This window comes from Pseudomonas sp. HD6515 (assembly GCF_024971855.1).
Taxonomy (GTDB): domain Bacteria; phylum Pseudomonadota; class Gammaproteobacteria; order Pseudomonadales; family Pseudomonadaceae; genus Aquipseudomonas; species Aquipseudomonas alloputida.
Map to the genome: position 1 here is coordinate 2,657,279 of NZ_CP079827.1, position 20,551 is coordinate 2,677,829.

18 protein-coding genes are annotated in these 20,551 nt (G+C 63.0%); 5 read left to right on the top strand and 13 right to left on the bottom strand.

What is annotated here, in order from left to right:
- Positions 1 to 30 precede the first annotated feature (30 nt).
- The 5 genes from KW568_RS12195 to KW568_RS12215 all read left to right on the top strand — a co-directional run bounded on the left by KW568_RS12195 (position 31) and on the right by KW568_RS12215 (position 5,087).
- On the top strand, positions 31 to 1,551 hold the full coding sequence (locus KW568_RS12195; protein WP_003254088.1) for an aldehyde dehydrogenase family protein: 1,521 nt from the start codon (positions 31 to 33) through the stop codon (positions 1,549 to 1,551).
- 239 nt (positions 1,552 to 1,790) lie between these two features.
- A complete protein-coding gene (gene pqqA / locus KW568_RS12200; protein ID WP_003243383.1) occupies positions 1,791 to 1,862 on the top strand; it encodes a pyrroloquinoline quinone precursor peptide PqqA in 72 nt (23 codons plus the stop codon).
- Positions 1,863 to 1,913: 51 nt separating this feature from the next.
- On the top strand, positions 1,914 to 2,186 hold the full coding sequence (gene pqqD / locus KW568_RS12205; protein ID WP_003254087.1) for a pyrroloquinoline quinone biosynthesis peptide chaperone PqqD: 273 nt from the start codon (positions 1,914 to 1,916) through the stop codon (positions 2,184 to 2,186).
- An 89-nt stretch (positions 2,187 to 2,275) separates the two neighbouring features.
- Positions 2,276 to 3,439: an alcohol dehydrogenase-like regulatory protein ErcA gene (ercA, locus tag KW568_RS12210; RefSeq protein WP_004576476.1), complete on the top strand. Its 1,164-nt coding sequence runs from the start codon at positions 2,276 to 2,278 to the stop codon at positions 3,437 to 3,439.
- Positions 3,423 to 5,087: a NahK/ErcS family hybrid sensor histidine kinase/response regulator gene (locus tag KW568_RS12215; protein ID WP_003254084.1), complete on the top strand. Its 1,665-nt coding sequence runs from the start codon at positions 3,423 to 3,425 to the stop codon at positions 5,085 to 5,087. Before ercA ends, KW568_RS12215 begins: the two co-directional genes overlap by 17 nt.
- Before the next feature lie 63 nt (positions 5,088 to 5,150).
- Here KW568_RS12215 and dsdC read toward each other — a convergent pair whose 3' ends face one another.
- The 13 genes from dsdC to KW568_RS12280 form a co-directional block, all read right to left on the bottom strand.
- Complete coding sequence (gene dsdC / locus KW568_RS12220) at positions 5,151 to 6,098, bottom strand: DNA-binding transcriptional regulator DsdC (RefSeq protein ID WP_003254082.1); 948 nt, start codon at positions 6,096 to 6,098, stop codon at positions 5,151 to 5,153.
- Positions 6,099 to 6,133: 35 nt separating this feature from the next.
- Entirely contained in the window at positions 6,134 to 7,483 is a 1,350-nt protein-coding gene (locus tag KW568_RS12225) for a D-serine ammonia-lyase (protein WP_004576477.1), read from the bottom strand.
- Between the two features lie 34 nt (positions 7,484 to 7,517).
- Positions 7,518 to 8,861 (bottom strand): gluconate:H+ symporter, encoded by a 1,344-nt coding sequence (locus KW568_RS12230; RefSeq protein WP_033726731.1) that lies wholly within the window; start codon positions 8,859 to 8,861, stop codon positions 7,518 to 7,520.
- A 414-nt stretch (positions 8,862 to 9,275) separates the two neighbouring features.
- Entirely contained in the window at positions 9,276 to 9,998 is a 723-nt protein-coding gene (locus tag KW568_RS12235) for a proteasome-type protease (RefSeq protein WP_004576479.1), read from the bottom strand.
- A 73-nt stretch (positions 9,999 to 10,071) separates the two neighbouring features.
- Positions 10,072 to 10,851, bottom strand: coding sequence for a transglutaminase family protein (locus KW568_RS12240; RefSeq protein ID WP_004576480.1), 780 nt, complete (start codon positions 10,849 to 10,851; stop codon positions 10,072 to 10,074).
- Positions 10,848 to 11,798, bottom strand: a complete 951-nt coding sequence (locus KW568_RS12245; protein ID WP_004576481.1) for an alpha-E domain-containing protein — start codon at positions 11,796 to 11,798, stop codon at positions 10,848 to 10,850. The genes KW568_RS12240 and KW568_RS12245 overlap by 4 nt, the downstream gene beginning before the upstream one ends.
- Before the next feature lie 3 nt (positions 11,799 to 11,801).
- Positions 11,802 to 13,211, bottom strand: a complete 1,410-nt coding sequence (locus KW568_RS12250; RefSeq protein WP_004576482.1) for a circularly permuted type 2 ATP-grasp protein — start codon at positions 13,209 to 13,211, stop codon at positions 11,802 to 11,804.
- 436 nt (positions 13,212 to 13,647) lie between these two features.
- On the bottom strand, positions 13,648 to 14,019 hold the full coding sequence (locus tag KW568_RS12255) for a RidA family protein (protein WP_003254071.1): 372 nt from the start codon (positions 14,017 to 14,019) through the stop codon (positions 13,648 to 13,650).
- Positions 14,020 to 14,046: 27 nt separating this feature from the next.
- Positions 14,047 to 14,742, bottom strand: coding sequence for a DUF3726 domain-containing protein (locus KW568_RS12260; RefSeq protein ID WP_004576483.1), 696 nt, complete (start codon positions 14,740 to 14,742; stop codon positions 14,047 to 14,049).
- Between the two features lie 2 nt (positions 14,743 to 14,744).
- Positions 14,745 to 16,439, bottom strand: a complete 1,695-nt coding sequence (locus KW568_RS12265; RefSeq protein WP_004576484.1) for a hypothetical protein — start codon at positions 16,437 to 16,439, stop codon at positions 14,745 to 14,747.
- A 26-nt stretch (positions 16,440 to 16,465) separates the two neighbouring features.
- Positions 16,466 to 18,016 (bottom strand): BCCT family transporter, encoded by a 1,551-nt coding sequence (locus tag KW568_RS12270; protein WP_004576485.1) that lies wholly within the window; start codon positions 18,014 to 18,016, stop codon positions 16,466 to 16,468.
- 55 nt (positions 18,017 to 18,071) lie between these two features.
- Positions 18,072 to 19,058, bottom strand: coding sequence for a dipeptidase (locus KW568_RS12275; RefSeq protein WP_004576486.1), 987 nt, complete (start codon positions 19,056 to 19,058; stop codon positions 18,072 to 18,074).
- Positions 19,059 to 19,071: 13 nt separating this feature from the next.
- Positions 19,072 to 20,514 (bottom strand): aldehyde dehydrogenase family protein, encoded by a 1,443-nt coding sequence (locus tag KW568_RS12280; RefSeq protein WP_004576487.1) that lies wholly within the window; start codon positions 20,512 to 20,514, stop codon positions 19,072 to 19,074.
- Positions 20,515 to 20,551: the final 37 nt, after the last annotated feature.

Below are 20,551 nucleotides of genomic sequence, written 5' to 3' on the forward strand. Positions count from 1 at the left end.
GGGACAGGCACCGACCCGCAGAGGCTCAGCATGATCTACGCACAACCCGGAACTCCAGGCGCCGTCGTATCCTTCAAACCCCGTTATGGCAACTTCATCGGTGGCGAGTTCGTGCAGCCGTTGGCTGGCCAGTACTTCACCAACAGCTCGCCGGTCAATGGCCAGCCGATTGCCGAATTCCCGCGCTCCACGGCCCAGGACGTCGAGCGCGCCCTGGACGCCGCGCATGCCGCCGCCGAAGCCTGGGGCAAGACCTCGGTGCAAGACCGTGCGCGGGTACTGCTCAAAATTGCCGACCGCATCGAACAGAACCTGGAAGTGCTGGCGGTTACCGAAAGCTGGGACAACGGCAAGGCCATACGCGAAACCTTGAATGCCGACGTGCCGCTGGCAGCGGACCACTTCCGCTATTTTGCCGGTTGCATCCGCGCCCAGGAGGGTGGCGTAGGCGAAATCAACGAAGGTACCGTGGCTTATCACATCCACGAGCCGCTGGGTGTGGTGGGGCAGATCATCCCGTGGAACTTCCCGCTGCTGATGGCCGCCTGGAAGCTCGCCCCGGCCTTGGCCGCTGGCAACTGCGTGGTGCTCAAGCCCGCGGAGCAGACGCCGCTGTCGATTACCGTCTTTGCCGAACTGATCGCCGACCTGTTGCCGGCAGGCGTACTGAACATCGTCCAGGGCTTTGGCCGTGAGGCCGGCGAGGCGCTGGCCACCAGCAAGCGCATTGCCAAGATCGCGTTCACCGGGTCCACCCCGGTGGGCTCGCACATCATGAAGTGCGCGGCCGAGAACATCATCCCGTCCACCGTCGAACTGGGTGGCAAGTCGCCGAACATCTTCTTCGAAGACATCATGCAGGCCGAGCCGGCGTTTATCGAGAAGGCTGCCGAAGGCCTGGTGCTGGCGTTCTTCAACCAGGGTGAGGTGTGCACCTGCCCGTCACGGGCGCTGATCCAGGAGTCGATCTACGAACCGTTCATGGCCGAGGTGATGAAGAAGATCGCCAAGATCACCCGCGGCAACCCGCTGGATACCGAAACCATGGTGGGTGCCCAGGCGTCCGAGCAACAGTACGACAAGATCCTTTCGTACCTGGAAATTGCCCGGGAGGAGGGCGCGCAGCTGCTCACCGGCGGTGGTGCCGAGCGGCTGCAGGGTGACCTGGCCAGCGGTTACTACATTCAGCCAACCCTGCTCAAGGGCAACAACAAGATGCGCGTGTTCCAGGAAGAAATCTTCGGGCCAGTGGTGGGCGTGACCACCTTCAAGGACGAAGCCGAAGCGTTGGCGATCGCCAACGACAGTGAATTCGGCCTGGGCGCCGGCCTGTGGACCCGCGACATCAACCGCGCTTACCGCATGGGCCGCGGGATCAAGGCCGGGCGCGTGTGGACCAACTGCTACCACCTGTACCCGGCGCATGCGGCGTTCGGGGGGTACAAGAAGTCCGGTGTTGGCCGGGAGACCCACAAGATGATGCTTGACCATTATCAGCAGACCAAGAACTTGCTGGTGAGCTACGACATCAATCCTCTGGGCTTCTTCTAAACCGCGTCGCGGCCTTCGCGGCCTTCGCGGGCTCGCCCGCCCCCACAGGTTCACCGCTGGTTCCAGAACCGGTGCAGAACCTGTGGGCGCGGGCGAGCCCGCAAAAGGGCCGGCACATGCATGGGCTACCCGTACCAACGCACCCCGCCAGCTCGTTCCAAAGTAGCATTCGGTCCGGTCCGCCCCCGTGCATTAATGCTTCTACCGGAATCCTCCGGCACAAGAAGAGGACTTGCCCTATGTGGACTAAACCCGCCTATACCGACCTGCGCATTGGCTTCGAAGTGACGATGTATTTCGCCAACCGTTGATGACGGCCCGGCCATCGCCACGGTGGCCGGATCCTCCTGGAGCATGTGCCTGTGAACCTGATTGATCGCCAGCAAGCCCTTGCCTTGGGGCGAGGCTTGCGCCTGGACTGGGAGCCACAGAAGGCTTGCCACGTGCTGTTGTACGCCGGGGGCATCATCGAGCTCAATGCCAGTGCCGGCTGGGTCCTGGCGCTGCTGGACGGCCACAGTACCGTGGCAACGGTCATCGACCGCTTGGCACAACGCTTCCCCGATGTACCGGGGCTCGAAGAGGACGTACTGGCGTTTCTGGAGGTGGCCCGCGCCAAATCCTGGATAGAATGACCGGTAGCCCCGCTTTGGTCTGGTTGCTTTCGTGGTGGGATGCTTTACGCTGGCGGTTATCTTCCAGAACAATAAGAACAGGCTTACCGATGAGCCAGAGTTTCAGCCCCCTTCGCAAATTCGTATCGCCTGAAATCATCTTTGGTGCCGGCTGCCGGCACAATGTGGCCAATTACGCCAAAACCTTCGGTGCGCGCAAGGTACTGGTGGTCAGCGACCCTGGCGTGATCGCGGCCGGCTGGGTGGCGGATGTGGAGGCCAGCCTGCAGGCCCAGGGTATCGACTACTGCCTGTACACAGCGGTGTCACCCAACCCGCGGGTCGAAGAGGTGATGCTCGGCGCCGAAATCTATCGGCAGAACCACTGTGACGTGATCGTCGCCGTCGGTGGCGGCAGCCCGATGGATTGCGGCAAGGCCATCGGCATCGTGGTGGCCCATGGGCGCAGCATCCTCGAATTCGAGGGCGTGGACATGATCCGCGTGCCCAGCCCGCCGCTGATCCTGATTCCGACCACCGCCGGCACCTCGGCGGACGTGTCGCAGTTCGTGATCATTTCCAACCAGCAGGAACGCATGAAGTTCTCCATCGTCAGCAAGGCGGTGGTGCCGGACGTGTCGCTGATCGACCCGCAGACCACCCTGAGCATGGACCCGTTCCTGTCGGCCTGTACCGGCATCGATGCGTTGGTGCATGCCATCGAGGCCTTCGTGTCTACCGGCCACGGGCCGCTGACCGATCCCCATGCGCTGGAAGCCATGCGCCTGATCAATGGCAACCTGGTGGAGATGATCGCCAACCCCACCGATATTGCACTGCGTGAAAAGATCATGCTCGGCAGCATGCAGGCGGGGCTGGCGTTCTCCAATGCGATCCTGGGCGCAGTGCACGCCATGTCGCACAGCCTGGGCGGCTTCCTCGACTTGCCCCATGGCTTGTGCAACGCGGTGCTGGTGGAGCACGTGGTGGCGTTCAACTACAGCTCGGCGCCGGAGCGTTTCAAAGTGATCGCCGAAGTGTTTGGTATCGACTGCCGCGGTCTCAATCACCGGCAGATCTGCGGTCGGTTAGTAGAGCACCTGATTGCCCTGAAGCGTGCCATCGGTTTCCATGAAACCCTGGGCCTGCACGGGGTGCGCACGTCCGATATCCCGTTCCTGTCGCAACACGCGATGGACGACCCGTGCATCCTCACCAACCCCCGTGCGTCCAGCCAGCGTGATGTCGAGGTCGTTTATGGCGAGGCCCTCTGACGAGCAGCAGCGGGCGTTGGCCGGGCTGCTGGGGCTGGGTGACCACTCGGCGCGCAAAAGCCATTACCCGGAGCTGTCCGCCCGCCTGGACGAACTGGAAGCCGAACGCAACCGTTACAAATGGCTGTTCGAAAACGCCGTGCACGGTATTTTCCAGGCCAGCCTTCAGGACGGCATGCGTGCCGCCAACCCGGCGCTGGCGCGCATGCTCGGCTATGACGACCCGCAATCGGTGCTGTTTTCCCTGACGGACCTGGCCGCCAACCTGTTTGACGGCGGTGCCGAGGAGTTACAGGCCATTACCGCAGTGCTCGCTCGTGAGCACAGCCTGCACGGCTACGAAACCCGTTTGCGGCGCAAGGACGGCAGCCATCTCGATGTGCTCATGAACCTGCTGCTAAAACCCGGCCATGAAGGGCTGGTGGAGGGGTTCGTTGCCGACATCACCGAACGCAAGCTGGCCCAGCAACGCCTGCAACAGCTCAATGACGAACTGGAGCAACGGGTCGCTGCGCGTACCGATGAATTGCTGGAGGCGCGCGATGCTGCTGAAGCTGCCAACCGCAGCAAGGACAAATACCTCGCCGCCGCCAGCCATGACCTGCTGCAACCGCTGAACGCCGCCCGTTTGCTGATCTCGACCCTGCGCGAGCGGCCATTGCCAGAGGCCGAGCATGTGCTGGTGGAGCGGACCCACCAGGCCCTGGAGGGCGCGGAAGACCTGCTGACCGACCTGCTGGACATTTCCCGGCTCGACCAGGCGGCGGTAAAGCCGGATGTGGCCGTGTACCGCCTGGACGAGCTGTTCGCGCCGCTGGTCTCGGAGTTCAGCTCAGTGGCCGATGCGGCGGGCCTGAAGCTGCATGCGCGCATCCCGGACTGTGCCATCAGCACTGACCTGCGACTGATGACGCGTATCCTGCGCAACTTCCTCAGCAACGCCTGCCGCTACACCGACGAAGGCCGGATCTTGCTGGGGGCGAGGCGCCGCGGTGGTCATTTGCGGCTGGAGGTGTGGGATACCGGGCGGGGCATAGCGCAGGACCGGCTGCAGGCCATATTTCTCGAGTTCAACCAGCTGGACGTTGGCCGCGCAGCGGATCGCAAGGGCGTTGGCCTGGGGTTGGCCATCGTCGAGCGGATTGCCAAGATTCTCGGCTACCGGATTGAGGTACGTTCGTGGCCGGGGCGTGGTTCGGTGTTCAGCATCGAGGTGCCGATTGGCGAGCAGCTGCCGCAGGCCGTTCACCAGGCATTGCTGCAGCCAAGTGCCGGCAATCCATTGCCGGGCCGCCGCTTGTTGGTGCTGGATAACGAAGTGAGCATTCTCCAGAGCATGGGGGCTCTGCTTGGGCAGTGGGGCTGCGAGGTGGTCACCGCTACCGATCAGGAGGCGGCTTTGCTGGCGCTGCAGGGGCAGGCACCGGAACTGATCCTGGCGGACTTTCACCTGGACCACGGCGTGGTCGGATGTGAGGTGGTCAGGCACTTGCGCGAACACTTTGCCAGTGCCATTCCTGCCGTGATCATCACCGCAGATCGTAGTGACCAGTGCCGGCGATCATTGCAGAAGCTAGGCGCGCCATTGCTGAACAAACCGGTCAAACCGGGCAAGTTACGGGCGGTGCTGAGCCAGTTACTGGGGTAGGCCTTGATACGGCCCCGCCCAGCGAACGCTGAGACCCGTTGACTGCTGAACAGGTTGAGTCGCTCAATGACTTGCACTGGATGAGTGGGCACATTCCACGAGCCAGTCGATCAACACCTGCAGGCGTTTGGGCATCGGGTCATGATGCGGGTAGACCAGGTAATAGCCATAGTTGGGGGTGTCGACGAAACCACCGAACGGCAAAACCAGCTCACCTCGTGCAATGCGATCCTTGACCAGCTGTTCGCGGCCAATGGCGATGCCTACGTGATTCAGCGCGGCGAGCGTGCACAGGTCGGAGCGATCGAATGTGAGGAATCGGCGCGGGAGGCTGATACCCGCACCTGTGGTGTTGGCCCAGAGCTGCCATTCTGCATCGAATGCAGCGTTGTCCCAGGCCGCTACGTCATGCAAGGCGGTGCAATGATCCAGCGGGTGCAGGTCACCGGTCAATGCATGGGTTTCTGCGTAACGGGGGGAGCACACCGGGGCGATCCGCTCGTCCATCAAGTGGATGCTCTGCAACCCCGGGTGATGGCCATCCGAATAACACAGGACCAGGTCGATCTTGCGGGTGCGGTAATCGATGCTCTCGTTGCCCACCCTGATATCCAGCTGGATATCAGGGTAGCGGGCGGTGAACTGCGCCAGCCGCGGCACCAGCCAGCATTGTGCGACTGACGGGCGCACATACAACGTCAACTGGCCGGCGATTTCGGCGTGAGCACGTTCCTGCACGGCCTCGCTTAACTCATCCATGGTCCGTTGCATGACCGCGAACAGGCGCTCGCCGTCTTCGGTGAGGCTGACCTTGCGCGGCATGCGGTGGAACAGCTTGAGCGCCAGCTCATCTTCCAGGCGATTGATGCGGTGACTCACGGCACTGGCCGTCAGGCACAGCTCATCGGCGGCGCGCGAGAAGCTCAAGTGGCGTGCCGCCACCAGAAAGACATGCAGGCTGCCCAGGTGCGAGCCATTGAGTTTCACGGCGCCGCCGCCGGGCTTTTTCATTGATCAATCCTTCCTGCGCCGTGAGCTGATTGCGGTTACACGTTTGCCTGCAGGCTGCGCCCTTTCGCCAGATAGGCGTTGAATTCATCGTCCGGCACCATGCTGCCACCCGTCCCCCAGACGAGGTGTGTAGCCTGCTGCAGCTGGGTTGGGGTGAAGCTCTGGCGAGCCAGGTACTCGCCTGCTTGCAGCACCCGCAGCATACCGGGTACGCCGGCCAGGGCAGAGGGTTCCAGTTTGACCTTGTCCTGCTCATGGGCGATGACCATCAAGCGGTACAGTTCTTCGTCGGTCACGGTGTAGTAACCATCGATCAGGCGCTGCATGGCTTTGCCGACAAACCCTGATGGGCGCCCGACCGCCAGGCCGTCGGCGGCGGTGATGTTGTCGATGCCGAAGTCCTGCACGCTGGTTTCATCGTGCAGGCCGGTATAGACACCCAGCAGCATGCAGGGGGAATGGGTGGGCTCGGCAAAGATGCAGTGCACCGCATCGCCGAATACCAGTTTCAGCCCGAACGCAACACCGCCTGGGCCGCCCCCTACGCCGCACGGCAGGTACACGAACAATGGATGATCTGCGTTTACCTGGATGCCCGCCTGGTCGAATTGCCGCGCCAACCGTTCGGCGGCCACGGCATAGCCAAGAAACAGCTGCGGGGAGTTTTCGTCGTCGACAAAGTAACAGCTGGGGTCGGATGCTGCCTGCTGGCGGCCTTGCTCGACCGCCACGCTGTAGTCGGAGGCGTGTTCGACCACCGTGACACCGTTGGCCCGCAGCTTGTCCTTCTTCCATTGCCTGGCGTCAGACGACATGTGCACGCTCACCTGGAAGCCCAGCTTGGCGCTCATGATGCCAATCGACAGCCCCAGGTTGCCGGTCGAGCCCACGGCGATCGTGTACTGGCTGAAGAATGCGCGGGCCTGGTCGCTCGCCAGTTTGGTGTAGTCATCCGTTGGCGTGATCAAGCCGGCAGCCAGGGCCAGGTCCTCGGCGTGCTTGAGCACCTCATGGATGCCGCCCCGGGCTTTGATCGAGCCGGAGATAGGCAAGTCGCTGTCCGCCTTGAGCCACAGGCTGCCTGCGTTCTGCAGCGATCCCTCCTCGACAAGCAGCTGGCGCAGCTGTGGCAGCGGGGTGATGTGCGACTCGATGACCCCGCCGGCCGCTGCCGTCTCGGGGAACACGGTGGCCAGGTAAGGCGCGAACCGCTGCAGTCGCGCGCTGGTGACTTGCACGTCGGCCGCCGTCAGGCCCACGTCGTGCAGGGCTTCTGCAGCCTTGGCGATGCCAGGGTTGAACCAGCTGGTTGGCTTCAGGGCCACCAGCTCGGCGATGATCGGGTGGCTTTGTTGCCAGGCTTCCAGGGTTTTTCCGTGAATCATGATTTCACCTGTAGTGCGGTATGTGCAGAGTAGATCAGACAATCTTCGAAAGGAGCAGGGTCAGGCACAAGGCGACTACCGAGGCCAGCACTGTAGCGGCAGTGAACTTCTTCAGTGCATCACTCAGGGAAAGGCCCAGGTACTCCTTCACCACCCAGAACGCCGAGTCGGTGATGTGGGTCCAGCCGATGGCGCCGGCGCCGATGGCGATCACCAGGATTTCCCGGTTGTATTCCGGGTGCTGGCCAAGGATTGGCATTACCATGCCGGCCGCGCTGATCATCGCGACGGTGGCCGAGCCGACGGCAAAGTGCATGATCCCGGCGATCAACCAGGCGAGGATGATCGGGTTGAGCTGCGTCTGGTTCAGTACATCGGCCAGTGCCTTGCCGATGCCGCTGCCCACGAGCATGTCATTGAAGGCACCGCCGGCACCGATGATCAGCAAAATGCCGGCCAGGGGAGGGAAACAGCGCTGGGTCAGGCTCAGCAGGTCTGCCATATCCAGGCCGCGGCGCAAGCCCAGTGCCCAGTAGGCGAACACCACCGACAGCGTCAGGGCAATCAGTGGGCTGCCCAGGAAGGCCATCCACTCGTACAGCGCAGAGCCCTTGTCCAGGACCGTGACGGCCAACGTTTTGCCGACCATCAACACCAGTGGCAGCAGTACGGTGGTGAGTGTGATGCCGAACGCGGGCGTTGCCTGCTCTTCTGCTTGAGCCACCGTGCGCGCAGACAGGAAGGCCTGCTGGGATTCGTCGGCTTCACGGTTACAGGTGAAGCGAACCCACACCGGGCCCGCGATGATAGCGGTCGGCAGGCCAACGATCAGGCCGTACAGGATGACCGTACCGATATCCGCATTGAGCATGCCGGTGATGGCTGTGGCGGCCGGGTGTGGCGGGAGAATGCAGTGCACCACCATCAGCGAGGTGGCCAGCGGCACGCCGAGGTACAGCATGCTGATACGGGTTTGCCGTGCAACCACGTAGATCAACGGAATCAGCAGGACGAAGCCGACTTCGAAGAATACCGGGATGCCGGCGATGAAGCCGACGAGCATCATTGCCCACGAGGCATTGCGTTCCCCCAGCCCGTTCAGCAGTGTGGTGGCGATGCGCCTGGCACCTCCGGATTCCTCCAGCAGTTTGCCGAGGATACTGCCCAGGCCGATGATGCCGGCAAGAAAGCCCAGCGTGCTGCCCATGCCTTTCTCGAATGCCGCCACGATTGCCGTAGGCGCCATGCCGGTGCCGACACCGACCACCAGGCTTGCGGCCATCAAGGCCAGAAACGGGTGTACTTTGAGTTTGCTGATCATGACGACGATCAGGAGTATCGCGGTGCCCAGGACGAGTAATGAGAACGTTGGAGTCATCGTGTGGTTTTCTCTATCGCTGATCGCTTCCGTGCGAGCTTCTTGTTGGTTTGCACCCATTAGATTTCAGCGATTTGATCGACTCAAACGATCACTCCTCACCCCATAGGTGAGCCCATGTCATGCATGGCATGGGGCGGCATTGCGGGAGTCTGGTCGGCGCGGTGAATTGGCACCGGTGTAGCAGCGCACGACATGACAGGCTCGTGACAGGGGGGAAGGCGCAGGATAACCCACGGAGTTTCGAACATTACACATTGGTTTTACTGAGGTGTTGCCTGTACCGGCCTGTTCGCGGGCTCGCCCGCTCCCACAGGCCATCACAGCCTTCAAGGCTTGCACAGTACCTGTGGGCGCGGGCCAGACCGCGAAGGTGCCTGTCCAGGCACCAAAGGATCTGGACAGTTCGCTTACTCAGCCATAAGGCGGCGCTGGCAGTTCGGCCAGCAGGGTTTTCAAGCCGTCGCTCCACTGCCTGCGAATCTGCTGGTAATAGGCATCGTCGCTGGTAATGCGCTTGCGCGTCATGCTTTCCAGGCTGTTGTTGCGGTACACCAGCAAGTCCAGCGGCATGCCCACCGACAGGTTGCTGCGGATGGTGGAGTCGAACGAGATCAGGCCGCAGCGCAGCGCTTCATCGAGCGGTGTGCGGTAATCCAGGTTGCGGTCGAGTATTGGCCTGCCGTACTTGCTTTCACCCAGTTGCAGAAACGGGGTGTCCGGTGTGGCCTGGAAGAAATTGCCTTGTGCATACACGTTGTAGATGGACATGGGGCCGCCGGCTATCTGGCCGCCGACGATGAATGAACTGCTAAGGTCGATATCGGCCGTGAGCTTGCTGCGGTCTCTTTTGACCACCTCGCGCAGGGTGTCGGCGACCAGCACCGTTGCATCGTAGAGCGTGGCAACGTTCAGCAGGTGGGGGCCGTTGCCCTGGGTGCGTTGCTGCAGCAGGTTTACCACCGACTGTGAGGTCGCCAGATTGCCGGCGGTCTGCAGCACGATCAGCCGCTCGCCCGGGGCGCTGAAGACGAACAACTTGGTGAACGTGGAGATCTGGTCGATGCCGGCGTTGGTGCGTGAGTCGCTGATGAAGACAAGCCCGTCCTCCAGGTGCATGGCGACACAGTAAGTCATGCGGTTTCCCTTGTGTTGCGTGTGGAAGGGTCTTGCCGCACTCGCGCGGCAAGACCGGTCTGACGCCAGCCTGTCACTGGCGATGCACGTGGACGCTGGCCTGCATCGATTCGGCGCCGCCGCCGCGGCGTACGCCCCTGACCGGACAGGCATCGAGGTAGTCCAGGCCCACCGCCAGCTTCAGGTGACGCTCTGGCCGGGTCAGGCGGTTGGTAATGTCGAAGCTGTACCAGGCTTCGTCGACCCAGGCTTCGGCCCAGGCGTGGCTGGCCAGGTGTTGTTCGTCCTCGGTGCACAGGTAGCCGGACACATAGCGTGCCGGCACCCCCAGGCTGCGTGCGCAGGCCAGGAAGGCGTGGGTGTGGTCCTGACACACGCCTGCGCCACCGTTGAAGGCTTCGATGGCCGTGGTGCCCACCGACGTGGCCCCAGGGCTGTAGGGCATGTGCTCGGCCAGGCCTTGCATCAGCCCGATCAGTGCTGCCCGGTCGCGGTGACTGCCACAATGCCGGGCGGCGAAAGCAATCAGGGTGTTGTCGGCCAGCGTCAGGTGGCTACCGCGCAGGAACGGCAGGGGAGACTGGCTCTCGGTTTCGTGTTCGCAATCCGGGTCGATCTCGACCTGGCCGTGTGCGGTAAGCGCCAGGTGGCCATGGGGTTTGTCCAGTGTCAGCACATGCAGGATGTTGCCGTAAGGGTCGATCTGGCCCTTGACCTTGCAGGGCAGGTCCAGTTGCCATTGATTGATACGCTGGCGTTCGCTGCTGCGCGGCGTCAGGCGCAGGAACTGGATACTGTTGCACACGTCGCTGGCGTAGCTATAGGTCGTGTCGTGGCGAATGGACAGTTTCATACAACCTCCAGGTAGGAGTGATGGACGGCCTGGCCCAGTTGGTTGATGCGGCCGATGAAGTCGCTTAGCCAGGGGTGCAACCCTGCATCAAGGATTTCGTCGATTGCGGTGTAGCGCAGGCGCGCGTTCAGTTCGGCGGCCATGCGCTGGGCGGCACGCCCGGTACTGCCCGGCAGGCCCGCCAGGATCAGGTCCAGTTCCTCGATGCAGGCATGCAGCGAGCGCGGCACGTCCACCCGCAACAGCAGCAGCTCGGACACCGGCCGGGCACTGGGCGCGGCGCGATAGAGCTCGTTGAAGGCCTCATACGAGGTCAGCGCGCGCAGCAGGGCGCTCCATTGGTAATAACCGCGGGCGGAGTCGTCGCTGACCTCTTCGGAGGCCTCGCCGAACATTTCATAGCGCGAATCGAGCAGGCGCAGGGTGTTGTCCGCCCGCTCCAGGAAGGTCCCCAGGCGAATGAAGCTGTAGGCATCGTTGCGCATGATGGTGCCGGATGTCGCACCGCGGAACAGGTGTGATCGTTCCTTGACCCAGTCGCAGAACTGGCTGATGCCATAGCGACCCAGGCCGTTGCTGGCAATATTGCGCATTTCGATCCAGGTGGCGTTGATGTTCTCCCACATGTCGGCGGTGATTCGGCCGCGCACTGCATGGGCATTGGTCCTGGCGGCCTGCAGGCAGCAATAGATGCTGCTGGGGTTGGTGGCGTCGAGGGCGAAGAAGTGCAGCATGAGCTCGGTGTCGAGTTCATTGTGCCGACGCTGGTAGTCGTCCAGCATGCCCGAGGCCATCAGCGACATTGCCAGCTCGGCATGGCCGTCGCTGCGCCCGGCCTGGGGCATCAGCGACAGCGAGTAGCTGACCTCGAGCATGCGCGCGAGGTTTTCTGCACGCTCCAGGTAGCGGGACATCCAGTACAGGTCGGAAGCGGTTCGCGAAAGCATGGCTCAGTCCTCCACCACCCAGGTGTCCTTGGTACCGCCGCCTTGCGACGAGTTGACCACCAGCGAGCCTTCCTTGAGCGCCACGCGCGTCAGGCCACCGGGCACCAGGCGGGTTTCACTGCCCGACAACACGAACGGGCGCAGGTCGATGTGACGCGGTGCGATGCCGCTGTCGACGAAGGTCGGGCAGGTTGACAGGCACAGCGTCGGTTGAGCGATATAGGCGTGCGGGCGGGCTTTGATGCGCGCGCGGAAGTCCTCGATCTGGGCTTTGGTCGAGGCGGGCCCGACCAACATGCCATAGCCGCCGGAACCTTGGGTTTCCTTGACCACCAGTTCGGGCAGGTGGGCCAGTACATGGGACAGGTCCGCCGGCTTGCGGCACTGCCAGGTCGGCACGTTGTTCAGGATCGGTTCTTCGCTCAGGTAAAAGCGGATCATGTCGTCGACAAAGGGGTAGATGGATTTGTCATCGGCCACGCCAGTGCCGACGGCGTTGGCCAGTACCACATTGCCGGCGCGGTAAACCGAGATCAGCCCCGGCACGCCCAGCATCGAGTCAGGGTTGAAGGACAGCGGGTCGAGGTAGTCGTCGTCCAGGCGACGATAGATCACGTCCACCTGGTGGGGGCCGGCCGTGGTGCGCATGTAGACATGCTCATCACGTACGAACAGGTCGGCGCCTTCGACCAGCTCGATGCCCATTTCCCGGGCCAGGAAAGCATGCTCGAAATAGGCGCTGTTGAAACGGCCGGGCGTGAGCAGCACCGCGGTAGGGTTGTCCAGTGGACTGGCGCTCTTGAGCGTGTCCAGCAGCAGGTTGGGGTAGTGATCGATGGGCGCGATGCGCTGGGCGGCAAACAGTTCGGGGAACAGGCGCATCATCATCTTGCGGTCTTCGAGCATGTAGCTGACGCCGCTGGGGGTGCGCAGGTTGTCTTCCAGCACGAAGTAACTGCCATCGCCGTCACGTACCAGGTCGACACCGGCAATATGCGCATACAGCCCACGGTGAAGGTCCAGGCCCTGCATGGCGATCTGGTAGCCCTCGTTGGCCAGCACTTGCTCTGGCGGGATGATGCCGGCCTTGAGAATGCGCTGGTCGTGGTAGATGTCCTGCAGGAACAGGTTCAGCGCCTGTACCCGTTGAATGCAGCCACGCTCGACCGTGCGCCATTCGCTGGCGCGGATGCTGCGCGGGATGATATCGAAGGGGATCAGGCGCTCGGTATCCTGCTTGTCGCCGTACAAGGTGAAGGTGATGCCAGCGCGGTGAAACAGCAGGTCGGCCTCGCGGCGGCGCTGTTCCAGCAACTCCAGCGGGGTGTTGGCCAGCCAGCGGGCGAACTCCTGGTAATGCGGGCGGCAAGTGCCGTTCGCTTCGTACATTTCATTGAAAAAAGCCCGGGACATACCCACTCCTTGCCGCCGTTGCCGGCAGCTTCATTGCGGTTCATCTGCGTCTTTCAGGGTGCTGCCTTGCTGGGGTAAGTGGGAGCTGTGTCTCGCGTTAACCTCGGTCTCGGTAGATTGCCTGTGCGTTGAGTACAACCGGTCTGTGCAATAAAAGTGCCGAATACCCCTGGCGGTTCTGGCGATGCAGGAAATGTGAGGGGCACACCCGATGTGTGCTGCCTGGCCGCAAGGGCCGGCGCATCAAAAGAGGGCGCTTTTGATCCGGGCGCGGGATTTGAACCGAAATGGGGCGCAAGCCGGTGCCCGGCGGCAGAAAATGGGAATAGTCCGGGTGCATGACTTGGGGGGAAGGGGGCATCATGCATCGAGTGCCGCGCGGGCGGCACCCGATTGAACACACGCTGAATATCGCCAGGCGAGCGCCTTCAGGCCCTCAGAGGCAGGCGTAGACCACCAGCTCCACCAGCATTTCTTCCCGGGCGAGGCCCGCCACCACGACGGCCGCGCGGTTGGGGTAGGGTGCCTGGAAATACTCGGCGTACACGGCATTTACAGTTGCCAGATAGCGGCGGTCGGTCACGTAGATCAGTACCTGGGTCACGGCATCCAGCGAGCTGCCAGCGGCTTCCAAGGTGTGGCGCAGGTTGTCCAGTGTCTGGCGGGCCTGTGCCTCGATGCCGCCGGCAACCACCTGGCCCTGCGTATCGATTGGGATCTGGGCCGTGTACAACGTACCGTTGCCGACGACCGCCCATTCCAGTGGCGCCCTGGAGGCGAACAGCTCGGTCTTTATTGCATGCTTCATGGGTTGTTTCCTCAGTGGCAAGGGTGTTCAGTCGGCGTCGCTGCCGCCGCCTGCACCGTGGCGGCGTGAGGCATCGGTGCTCTCGACAAGGATGTGTTCGGCCAGCTGCCTGAGCCTTTGCCAGGTATGTTCGTTGACGGTAAAACCTTGCTGCAGTGTGCGTTGCGGGTCGGTTATCGCCTGGGCGGTCTGGCCTGCTCGGGTGAACAGCACCGTTACGTCTTGCGCGGCCGCTTCAATGCCCCGGGGCCGGGCTTCACTGCTCAGTTCCGGGCGCGGCATGCCGGCGGTAAAATCGGCCAGGTGGTATTGGCGGGCGTCCTCCCAGCGGGCTTGCACGTGCAGCCCCTGCACAGCTGCCCGGCTCAGGTAGCCCAGCAACAGCAAACGGTTGTGGCAGTGGCGGATGCGCAGTTCGGCCTGACCACAGCGCATGGCCTTGGCTGCCGCCAGTTCCACCACCGTCGCGGCGCAGCGCAATACGCTCTGGCCCTTGGCGTCGATCACCAGCAGGGCGTTATCCTCATGGCACAAGGCGTATGGCTGTGCAGCTTCGGCTTGCAGATAACGCAACGCCTTTTCCAGTGCACCGACGCCATCAAGCCCCTGCAGTTGCAGCCAGCCCACGAGTTCGGCGGCATCCTCGCAGTCGCCCGGGGCGAAGCCCATGCCTTCGAATGCCTTGCGGCACATCACCTGTATTTCGTTAAGCGATACGCGCATGGTCAAAGCTCCCTTTGCGGCATGACTGCGAAATTCCAGTCGTCTGCGAACGGCTGACCGATGTCGCTGACCAGCGGCGCGCCCTGGAACAGCGTGATACGCACCCAGCGGCTTGACTTGGGGTCGAATTTCCCCGCGCCGAAAAATGCCAGTTTGCAGCGCAGCAGGTGAATCGGCAGCATGTCCCGGGCCAGCAGATTGGCACGGATTTCACCGAAGTTTGTTTTTGCCATGCCTTGCAGGCGGCGTACCGCGCCCTTGAACCTCGGTTGGGCGATCAGGAAGTGAGCGGTCAGCGCCTGAGGCTGCCGTTGCAGGTGCTCCAGCAGCGCGCCATGGCACTGCTGGATATTGCGGGCAATACCCAGCTGCATTTCTTTTTCGGCCCCTGGCTCCTCTGCGCGAATGCCCAGGCGCGGCTCTTCTTTTTCAGCTGAGCGGTACCAGAAGAAGTGCTCCGCATCGGCAGCACTGAAGTCGTAGCGCAACGCCCAGCCATACTGCTGCTCGATGAGCTGGCGCAGTTGCCCAAGGGGCATCTGGGCGTCCAGCTGCCAGCTTTCGTTGACCCCCATGTGCTCGGCCAGGGGCGTGACCTGCTCGGGGTACAGCTCCAGCAGCAGGCTGACCAGAAGCTCCTGGCAGCCCACCCCCGTGTGTAATTGCGCCCAGGCCAGCAGACGCGGCCAAAGGCCCGCGCCGTCGGCTTGCGTGCCAAGCCAGGTGGCCAGTAAAGCAAGCTCGGCCAAGGTTTGCAGGTTCTGCTCATGCTGGCGCTGGTCTTCGGTCCGGGACTGGCTCAGGTGCAACTGGGCGCGCGCCAGCAATTGCTGCAGGCGTGCCAATTGGTCGGGCTCCGCCGACTGCGCCAGCACCAGGGCCAGGGCCGTTTCCCGCGTACTGATCCAGTGCTCCACCAGTTGAGGGTGGTTGATCAGAAAAGGGGCCATTCCCAGCCCGGTCGCGTTGCCGACCCCCAGGTAGCGTTGTAGCGCCGGGGCCAGTTGCACTGCCCGCTGCGGGGCGAGTGCCCGGGCCATGTGGTTGATCTGCTCGATGCTGAAGTGTCGCAGCAGGTAGACGGTGAACATCTGCGCGCTGAACGGCTGGTTGAAGTCCGGGTTATCTTGCAGGCAACCAAAATCGGCGATGCCGAACTTGCCGTTACCGTACACCGCGGTGGTGCGATACAGGTAGCCGACTTCAGCCAGTTGTTGTGGATCGGGCTGGCGTCCTTCTGCCAGCGCCGCCAGAAACCGGTCGAAATTGCGCAAGCTACGGTTGGCCCGCGACAACACCAGCACGCGTGCATCGAAGCGACCGGCTTCCTGCAGCGGCACGTTGCGTTGCAGGTCGGCCAGTTGTGCCGAGTCGACATCGCCGGCCACCAGCACGAAGCTGACGTCCCACTGGTCGGCGATGACCCGATCGCTGCGCTTTTCGGGCGGCAGGTAGGCCGAGAAGATCACGCAGTGGTAATGGCCGTTTGGCGTTTCGATGCGGTAGATCGCAGTGCCGAAGCCTTGGCCATCGAGGTCGAAACAGCTGCGCCGGATTTGCCAGCGCTGCTGCATCATCCGCCGCATGCTGCTGCGCACGAAGCTTAGCGGGCTCTGGAAGTGGCTACCCAGCCGGGCCAGGTCCATGACTTGGCTGGCAGGGCGCAACGCGGGTATTGCAGGCACGCTGTTGGGCATTGTTGTTGTACCTGGATGGATCATGTTCAGACGCCTTGTTCACGGGCCATGTGTCGAGCGATGCGCACGGCATCCCACAGCGCTGGCAGGATCACCAGCGACACCGGCACCGCGGTGATGACAATAAAGGATTGCAGGGCCGTCACCCCGCCTGCGCCAATGGTGATCAGCACCACCGCCGCCAGGCCCATGCCGATTGCCCAGAAACCGCGCAACCACTTCTTCGGTTTATCGTTGCTGGACATCGCCAGCGCCACGGTGAAGGCCATGGCGTCGCCATTGGTGGCCACCGAGATGAAACTCAAGAACAGGAACAGCGCGCTGACAAGGCCACCCAGTGGCAGGTGCTGCGTCACTCCCAGCAACAGGTCTTCAGGCTTGGCGCCATGGGCGGTGACGATGCCTGGCGTTTGCAGCTCCAGGCCGATCCCGGTACCGCCCACCACAGTGAACCAGAACATGGTCACCAGCGGTGCGATGATCGACAGCGTCATGATGATCTCGCGGATGGTGCGGCCCCGCGAGATCCGCGCGACATACAGAGCCACCATGGGCGCGTAGCCGATGAACCAGCCCCAGTAGAACACCGTCCACCAGTCCAGCCATTTGGGGTCGGCGCGGAACATCGTCAGGGGGATGAAGTGCTCCACGTGCAGGGCAAAGGCCGCCGGGAAACCGCCGAGGATGAACAGCGTCGGTCCGAATACCACCATGAACAGGGCCAGGCCGATCATCAACCAGACGTTGATCTCGCTGACAAAACGGATGCCTTTGAGGCCCACCAGGCACGAGACGGTGTACATCGCGGTCACCAGGACAATGGTCAGCGACTGGGTGACGATAGTGTTGGGCAACCCCCACACGGCGTGCATGGCGCTGCTGATCTGCAGGCCAAGGAAACCGATCGGACCGATGGTGCCGGCCACTACCGCGATGATCGAGGCAGCGTCGGCCAAGGTGCCGATCGGGCCCTTGAGCGCTCGCTGGCCGAACAGGGGGTAAAGCAGGGTGCGCGGCGCCAGCGGAAGGCCTTTATCGTAATGCAGGTGCATCAGCACGATCGCCAGCAGGCTGCCCAGCACGGCCCAGGCCAGGAAGCCCCAGTGCACGAACGATTGCGCCAGTGCCGCGGTGGCCGCCGCTTCGCTGTGCGGTTGCAGGCCGGCGAAGAAGGGCGGTGGGCTGGCAAAGTGCATCAAGGGTTCGGCAGCGGCCCAGAAGGCGCCACCACCTGCCAGCAGGGCGCACATGATCACGGCGATCCAGTTGAAGGTGCTGACGTCCGGGCGCTGGGTGACCCCGCCCAGGCGTACACGCCCGCACCTGGAAAAACCGATGAACAGGCTGACGGCGAAGGTTGCCAGCATCAGCACTTGCCAATAGAGGCCAAAGGCCTTTGTCGACCAGGCGAACAGGGTATTGACCAGCGCCGACACGGTGTCGATGTCGATCAGCGCCGCCAGCAGGAAGGCGCCTAGGAATCCGCCGCTGATCAGGAACAACGGCCAGTCGATATCGCGTGCCATAGGCAGGCCCATGGCCTGGCCGTCGGCCTGCAAGGTAGTTGGGTTTTTCATGAAACCTCCGGAACCTGCGATTCTTTTTATTGTTGATGCTGTCCGTGCAAGGGGTTCAGGCCTGTGCCGTGGTGGCGGTCTCCAGCAAGCGCAACCAGTTCAGCCCCATGATGTTGCCCACGTCGTGCTCGGCAAAGCCGCGGGCGCGCAGGCCTTGGGCAATGTTGCGGAAGTCGCGGCTGTCGCGGAACCACTGCAAGGGCGCCGGCCAGTTGGCGTTGTCCCTGGAGCCTTCGCCGTAGTCCTTGTGCTTGCTCCAGCGGCCGTTGCGCATCCATTCCAGCACAGACAAGGGTTGCGCCTGGCACAGGTCGGTGCCGATGCCGATGTGCTCCACACCCATCAGGTCGGCGGTGCGCGCGACCATGTCGCAGAAACTTTCCAGGCTACAGTCCGAGGCACCCTTGAGGTGGAACGGATAGGTGCTGAAGCCCAGCAGCCCGCCGGACTCTGCGATCCCGCGTAGCACCGCATCGGATTTGTTGCGCTTGGCGGCGTGGAAGCTGGCAGGGTTGGCGTGGGAGATGATCACCGGTCGGCTGGACAGTTCAATGGCCTCAAGCGTGCTTCGCTCGGCGCTGTGAGACATGTCGATGAGCATGCCGACGCGGTTCATTTCGGCGATTACCTGGCGGCCGAAGCGGCTGATGCCGTTGTCCTCGCGCTCATAGCAACCGCTGGCCAGCAGGCTTTGGTTGTTGTAGGTCAGCTGCATGACGAACACCCCGAGCTGGCGGAAAACCTCCACCAGGGCAATGTCGTCCTCGATCGGCGAGCAGTTCTGGAAGCCGAAGAAGATACCCACCCGGCCCTCCTCGTGGGCCAGGCGGATGTCGCTGGCCGTGCGCACCGGGCGGATCAGCTCGGGCCATGTCTCGAAGCGGCGGTTCCACTCGCCCAGGCGTGACAGGGTTTCGCGGGCGTTTTCGTGGTAGGCGATGGTGGCGTGCACCGCGCTCAGGCCACCGGCCTGCATCTGCTGGAATATTTCCTGGCTCCAGTTGGAGTACTGCAGGCCGTCGATCATCAAAAGGTCGTGCATGGCATGTATTCCTTCAGGGCCGCAGGTAGGTGGTCTTGACCACGGTGTAGAAGTCGCGAGCGTATTGCCCCTGTTCCCGGGGGCCGAAACTCGAGGCTTTGCGGCCCCCGAATGGCACGTGGTAGTCGGTCCCGGCGGTGGGCAGATTGACCATCACGCAGCCGGTCTGGGCGCGGCGCTTGAAGTGGCTGGCGTGGCGCAGCGACTGGGTGATGATCCCGGCTGTGAGGCCGTACTCGGTATCATTGAGCGTGGCCAGCGCCTCTTCAAAATCGCGCACGCGGATCACGCAGGCGATGGGGCCGAACACTTCCTCGCGGTTGATGCGCATGTCGTTGCGGCTGTTGATGAACAAGGCCGGGCGCATGTAGTAGCCATCGGAGGCCAGTTGCAGGCGCTCGCCGCCTTCTATCAGGGTGGCGCCTTCGGCCTGGGCCAGTTGCAGGTAGGCCAGGTTCTGTTCCAGCTGACGCGCGTCAGCGACCGGGCCGATCTGGACGCCAGCCTCCAGTGCATGGCCGACCTTGAGCTGGCGCATGCGCAGGCGCAGCGCCTCGACGAAGCGGTCGTGGATGCCGTCGCAGACGATCAGCCGTGATGACGCAGTGCATTTCTGCCCAGTGCCAAAGAAGGCCCCGTTGAGCGCGCATTCCACGGCCAGTTCGAGGTCGGCGTCGTCCATGACCACCAGGGCATTCTTGCTACCCATTTCCAGCTGGCAGCGCACCAGGTTACCGGCGGTGGCCACCGCTACGCGTCGGCCCGTCTGCAGAGAACCGGTGAACGTCAGGGCATCGATCTCGGCGGACTGGATCAGGGCCTCGCCGACGTCGGCACCGCTGCCCATCACCAGGTTGAAGGTACCGCTGGGCAGGCCCTGACGGCTGATGATCTCAGTGAGCGCCCAGGCACTGGCCGGCACCAGGTTGGCCGGCTTGAACACCACGGCGTTGCCGAAGGCCAAGGCCGGGGCGATTTTCCAGGCGGCGGTGGCCATGGGGAAGTTCCATGGGGTAATGATGCCCACCACACCCACCGGTTCGCGATGCACTTCGATGTCCACCCCTGGGCGCACCGAGGCGGCAGTCTCGCCCATCTGGCGCAGCACTTCGGCGGCGTAGTAATGGAAGAACTGGCCACTGCGGTTGACCTCGCCGATGCCTTCGGCCAAGGGTTTGCCTTCTTCTCGCGACAGCAGTTCGCCGAGTTCTTCCTTGTGGGCGATCAGCTCGTCGCCGATGGCCATCAGCACTTGCTGGCGGCTTTCCAGGCCACTGGCGGCCCACAGGGGTTGAGCGGCGCGGGCGGCCTGAATGGCCTGGCGGGCCTGTTCGGCGCTGGCCTGATGGTACTGGCCGATCAGGTCGCCAGTGTCCGAGGGGCTGTAGTTGCCCAAAGTGGCGTGGCCTTCACACCACTGGCCATCGATGTAGTTGTTGTAGGTCTTGTGTGACATGGATGAACGCCTCCGTTTGCATGGCATTCATCATGCG

Bases quoted from the DNA above. Each gene is read 5' to 3' on its own strand.
- KW568_RS12195 (WP_003254088.1), top strand. From the start codon at position 31: ATGATCTACGCACAACCCGGAACTCCAGGCGCCGTCGTATCCTTCAAA.
- KW568_RS12265 (WP_004576484.1), bottom strand. From the start codon at position 16,439: ATGCCCAACAGCGTGCCTGCAATACCCGCGTTGCGCCCTGCCAGCCAA.
- KW568_RS12270 (WP_004576485.1), bottom strand. From the start codon at position 18,016: ATGAAAAACCCAACTACCTTGCAGGCCGACGGCCAGGCCATGGGCCTG.
- KW568_RS12275 (WP_004576486.1), bottom strand. From the start codon at position 19,058: ATGCACGACCTTTTGATGATCGACGGCCTGCAGTACTCCAACTGGAGC.
- dsdC (WP_003254082.1), bottom strand. From the start codon at position 6,098: ATGAAAAAGCCCGGCGGCGGCGCCGTGAAACTCAATGGCTCGCACCTG.
- KW568_RS12215 (WP_003254084.1), top strand. From the start codon at position 3,423: ATGGCGAGGCCCTCTGACGAGCAGCAGCGGGCGTTGGCCGGGCTGCTG.
- KW568_RS12245 (WP_004576481.1), bottom strand. From the start codon at position 11,798: ATGCTTTCGCGAACCGCTTCCGACCTGTACTGGATGTCCCGCTACCTG.
- KW568_RS12235 (WP_004576479.1), bottom strand. From the start codon at position 9,998: ATGACTTACTGTGTCGCCATGCACCTGGAGGACGGGCTTGTCTTCATC.
- KW568_RS12230 (WP_033726731.1), bottom strand. From the start codon at position 8,861: ATGACTCCAACGTTCTCATTACTCGTCCTGGGCACCGCGATACTCCTG.
- KW568_RS12240 (WP_004576480.1), bottom strand. From the start codon at position 10,851: ATGAAACTGTCCATTCGCCACGACACGACCTATAGCTACGCCAGCGAC.
- KW568_RS12250 (WP_004576482.1), bottom strand. From the start codon at position 13,211: ATGTCCCGGGCTTTTTTCAATGAAATGTACGAAGCGAACGGCACTTGC.
- ercA (WP_004576476.1), top strand. From the start codon at position 2,276: ATGAGCCAGAGTTTCAGCCCCCTTCGCAAATTCGTATCGCCTGAAATC.
- KW568_RS12260 (WP_004576483.1), bottom strand. From the start codon at position 14,742: ATGCGCGTATCGCTTAACGAAATACAGGTGATGTGCCGCAAGGCATTC.
- KW568_RS12280 (WP_004576487.1), bottom strand. From the start codon at position 20,514: ATGTCACACAAGACCTACAACAACTACATCGATGGCCAGTGGTGTGAA.
- KW568_RS12225 (WP_004576477.1), bottom strand. From the start codon at position 7,483: ATGATTCACGGAAAAACCCTGGAAGCCTGGCAACAAAGCCACCCGATC.
- KW568_RS12255 (WP_003254071.1), bottom strand. From the start codon at position 14,019: ATGAAGCATGCAATAAAGACCGAGCTGTTCGCCTCCAGGGCGCCACTG.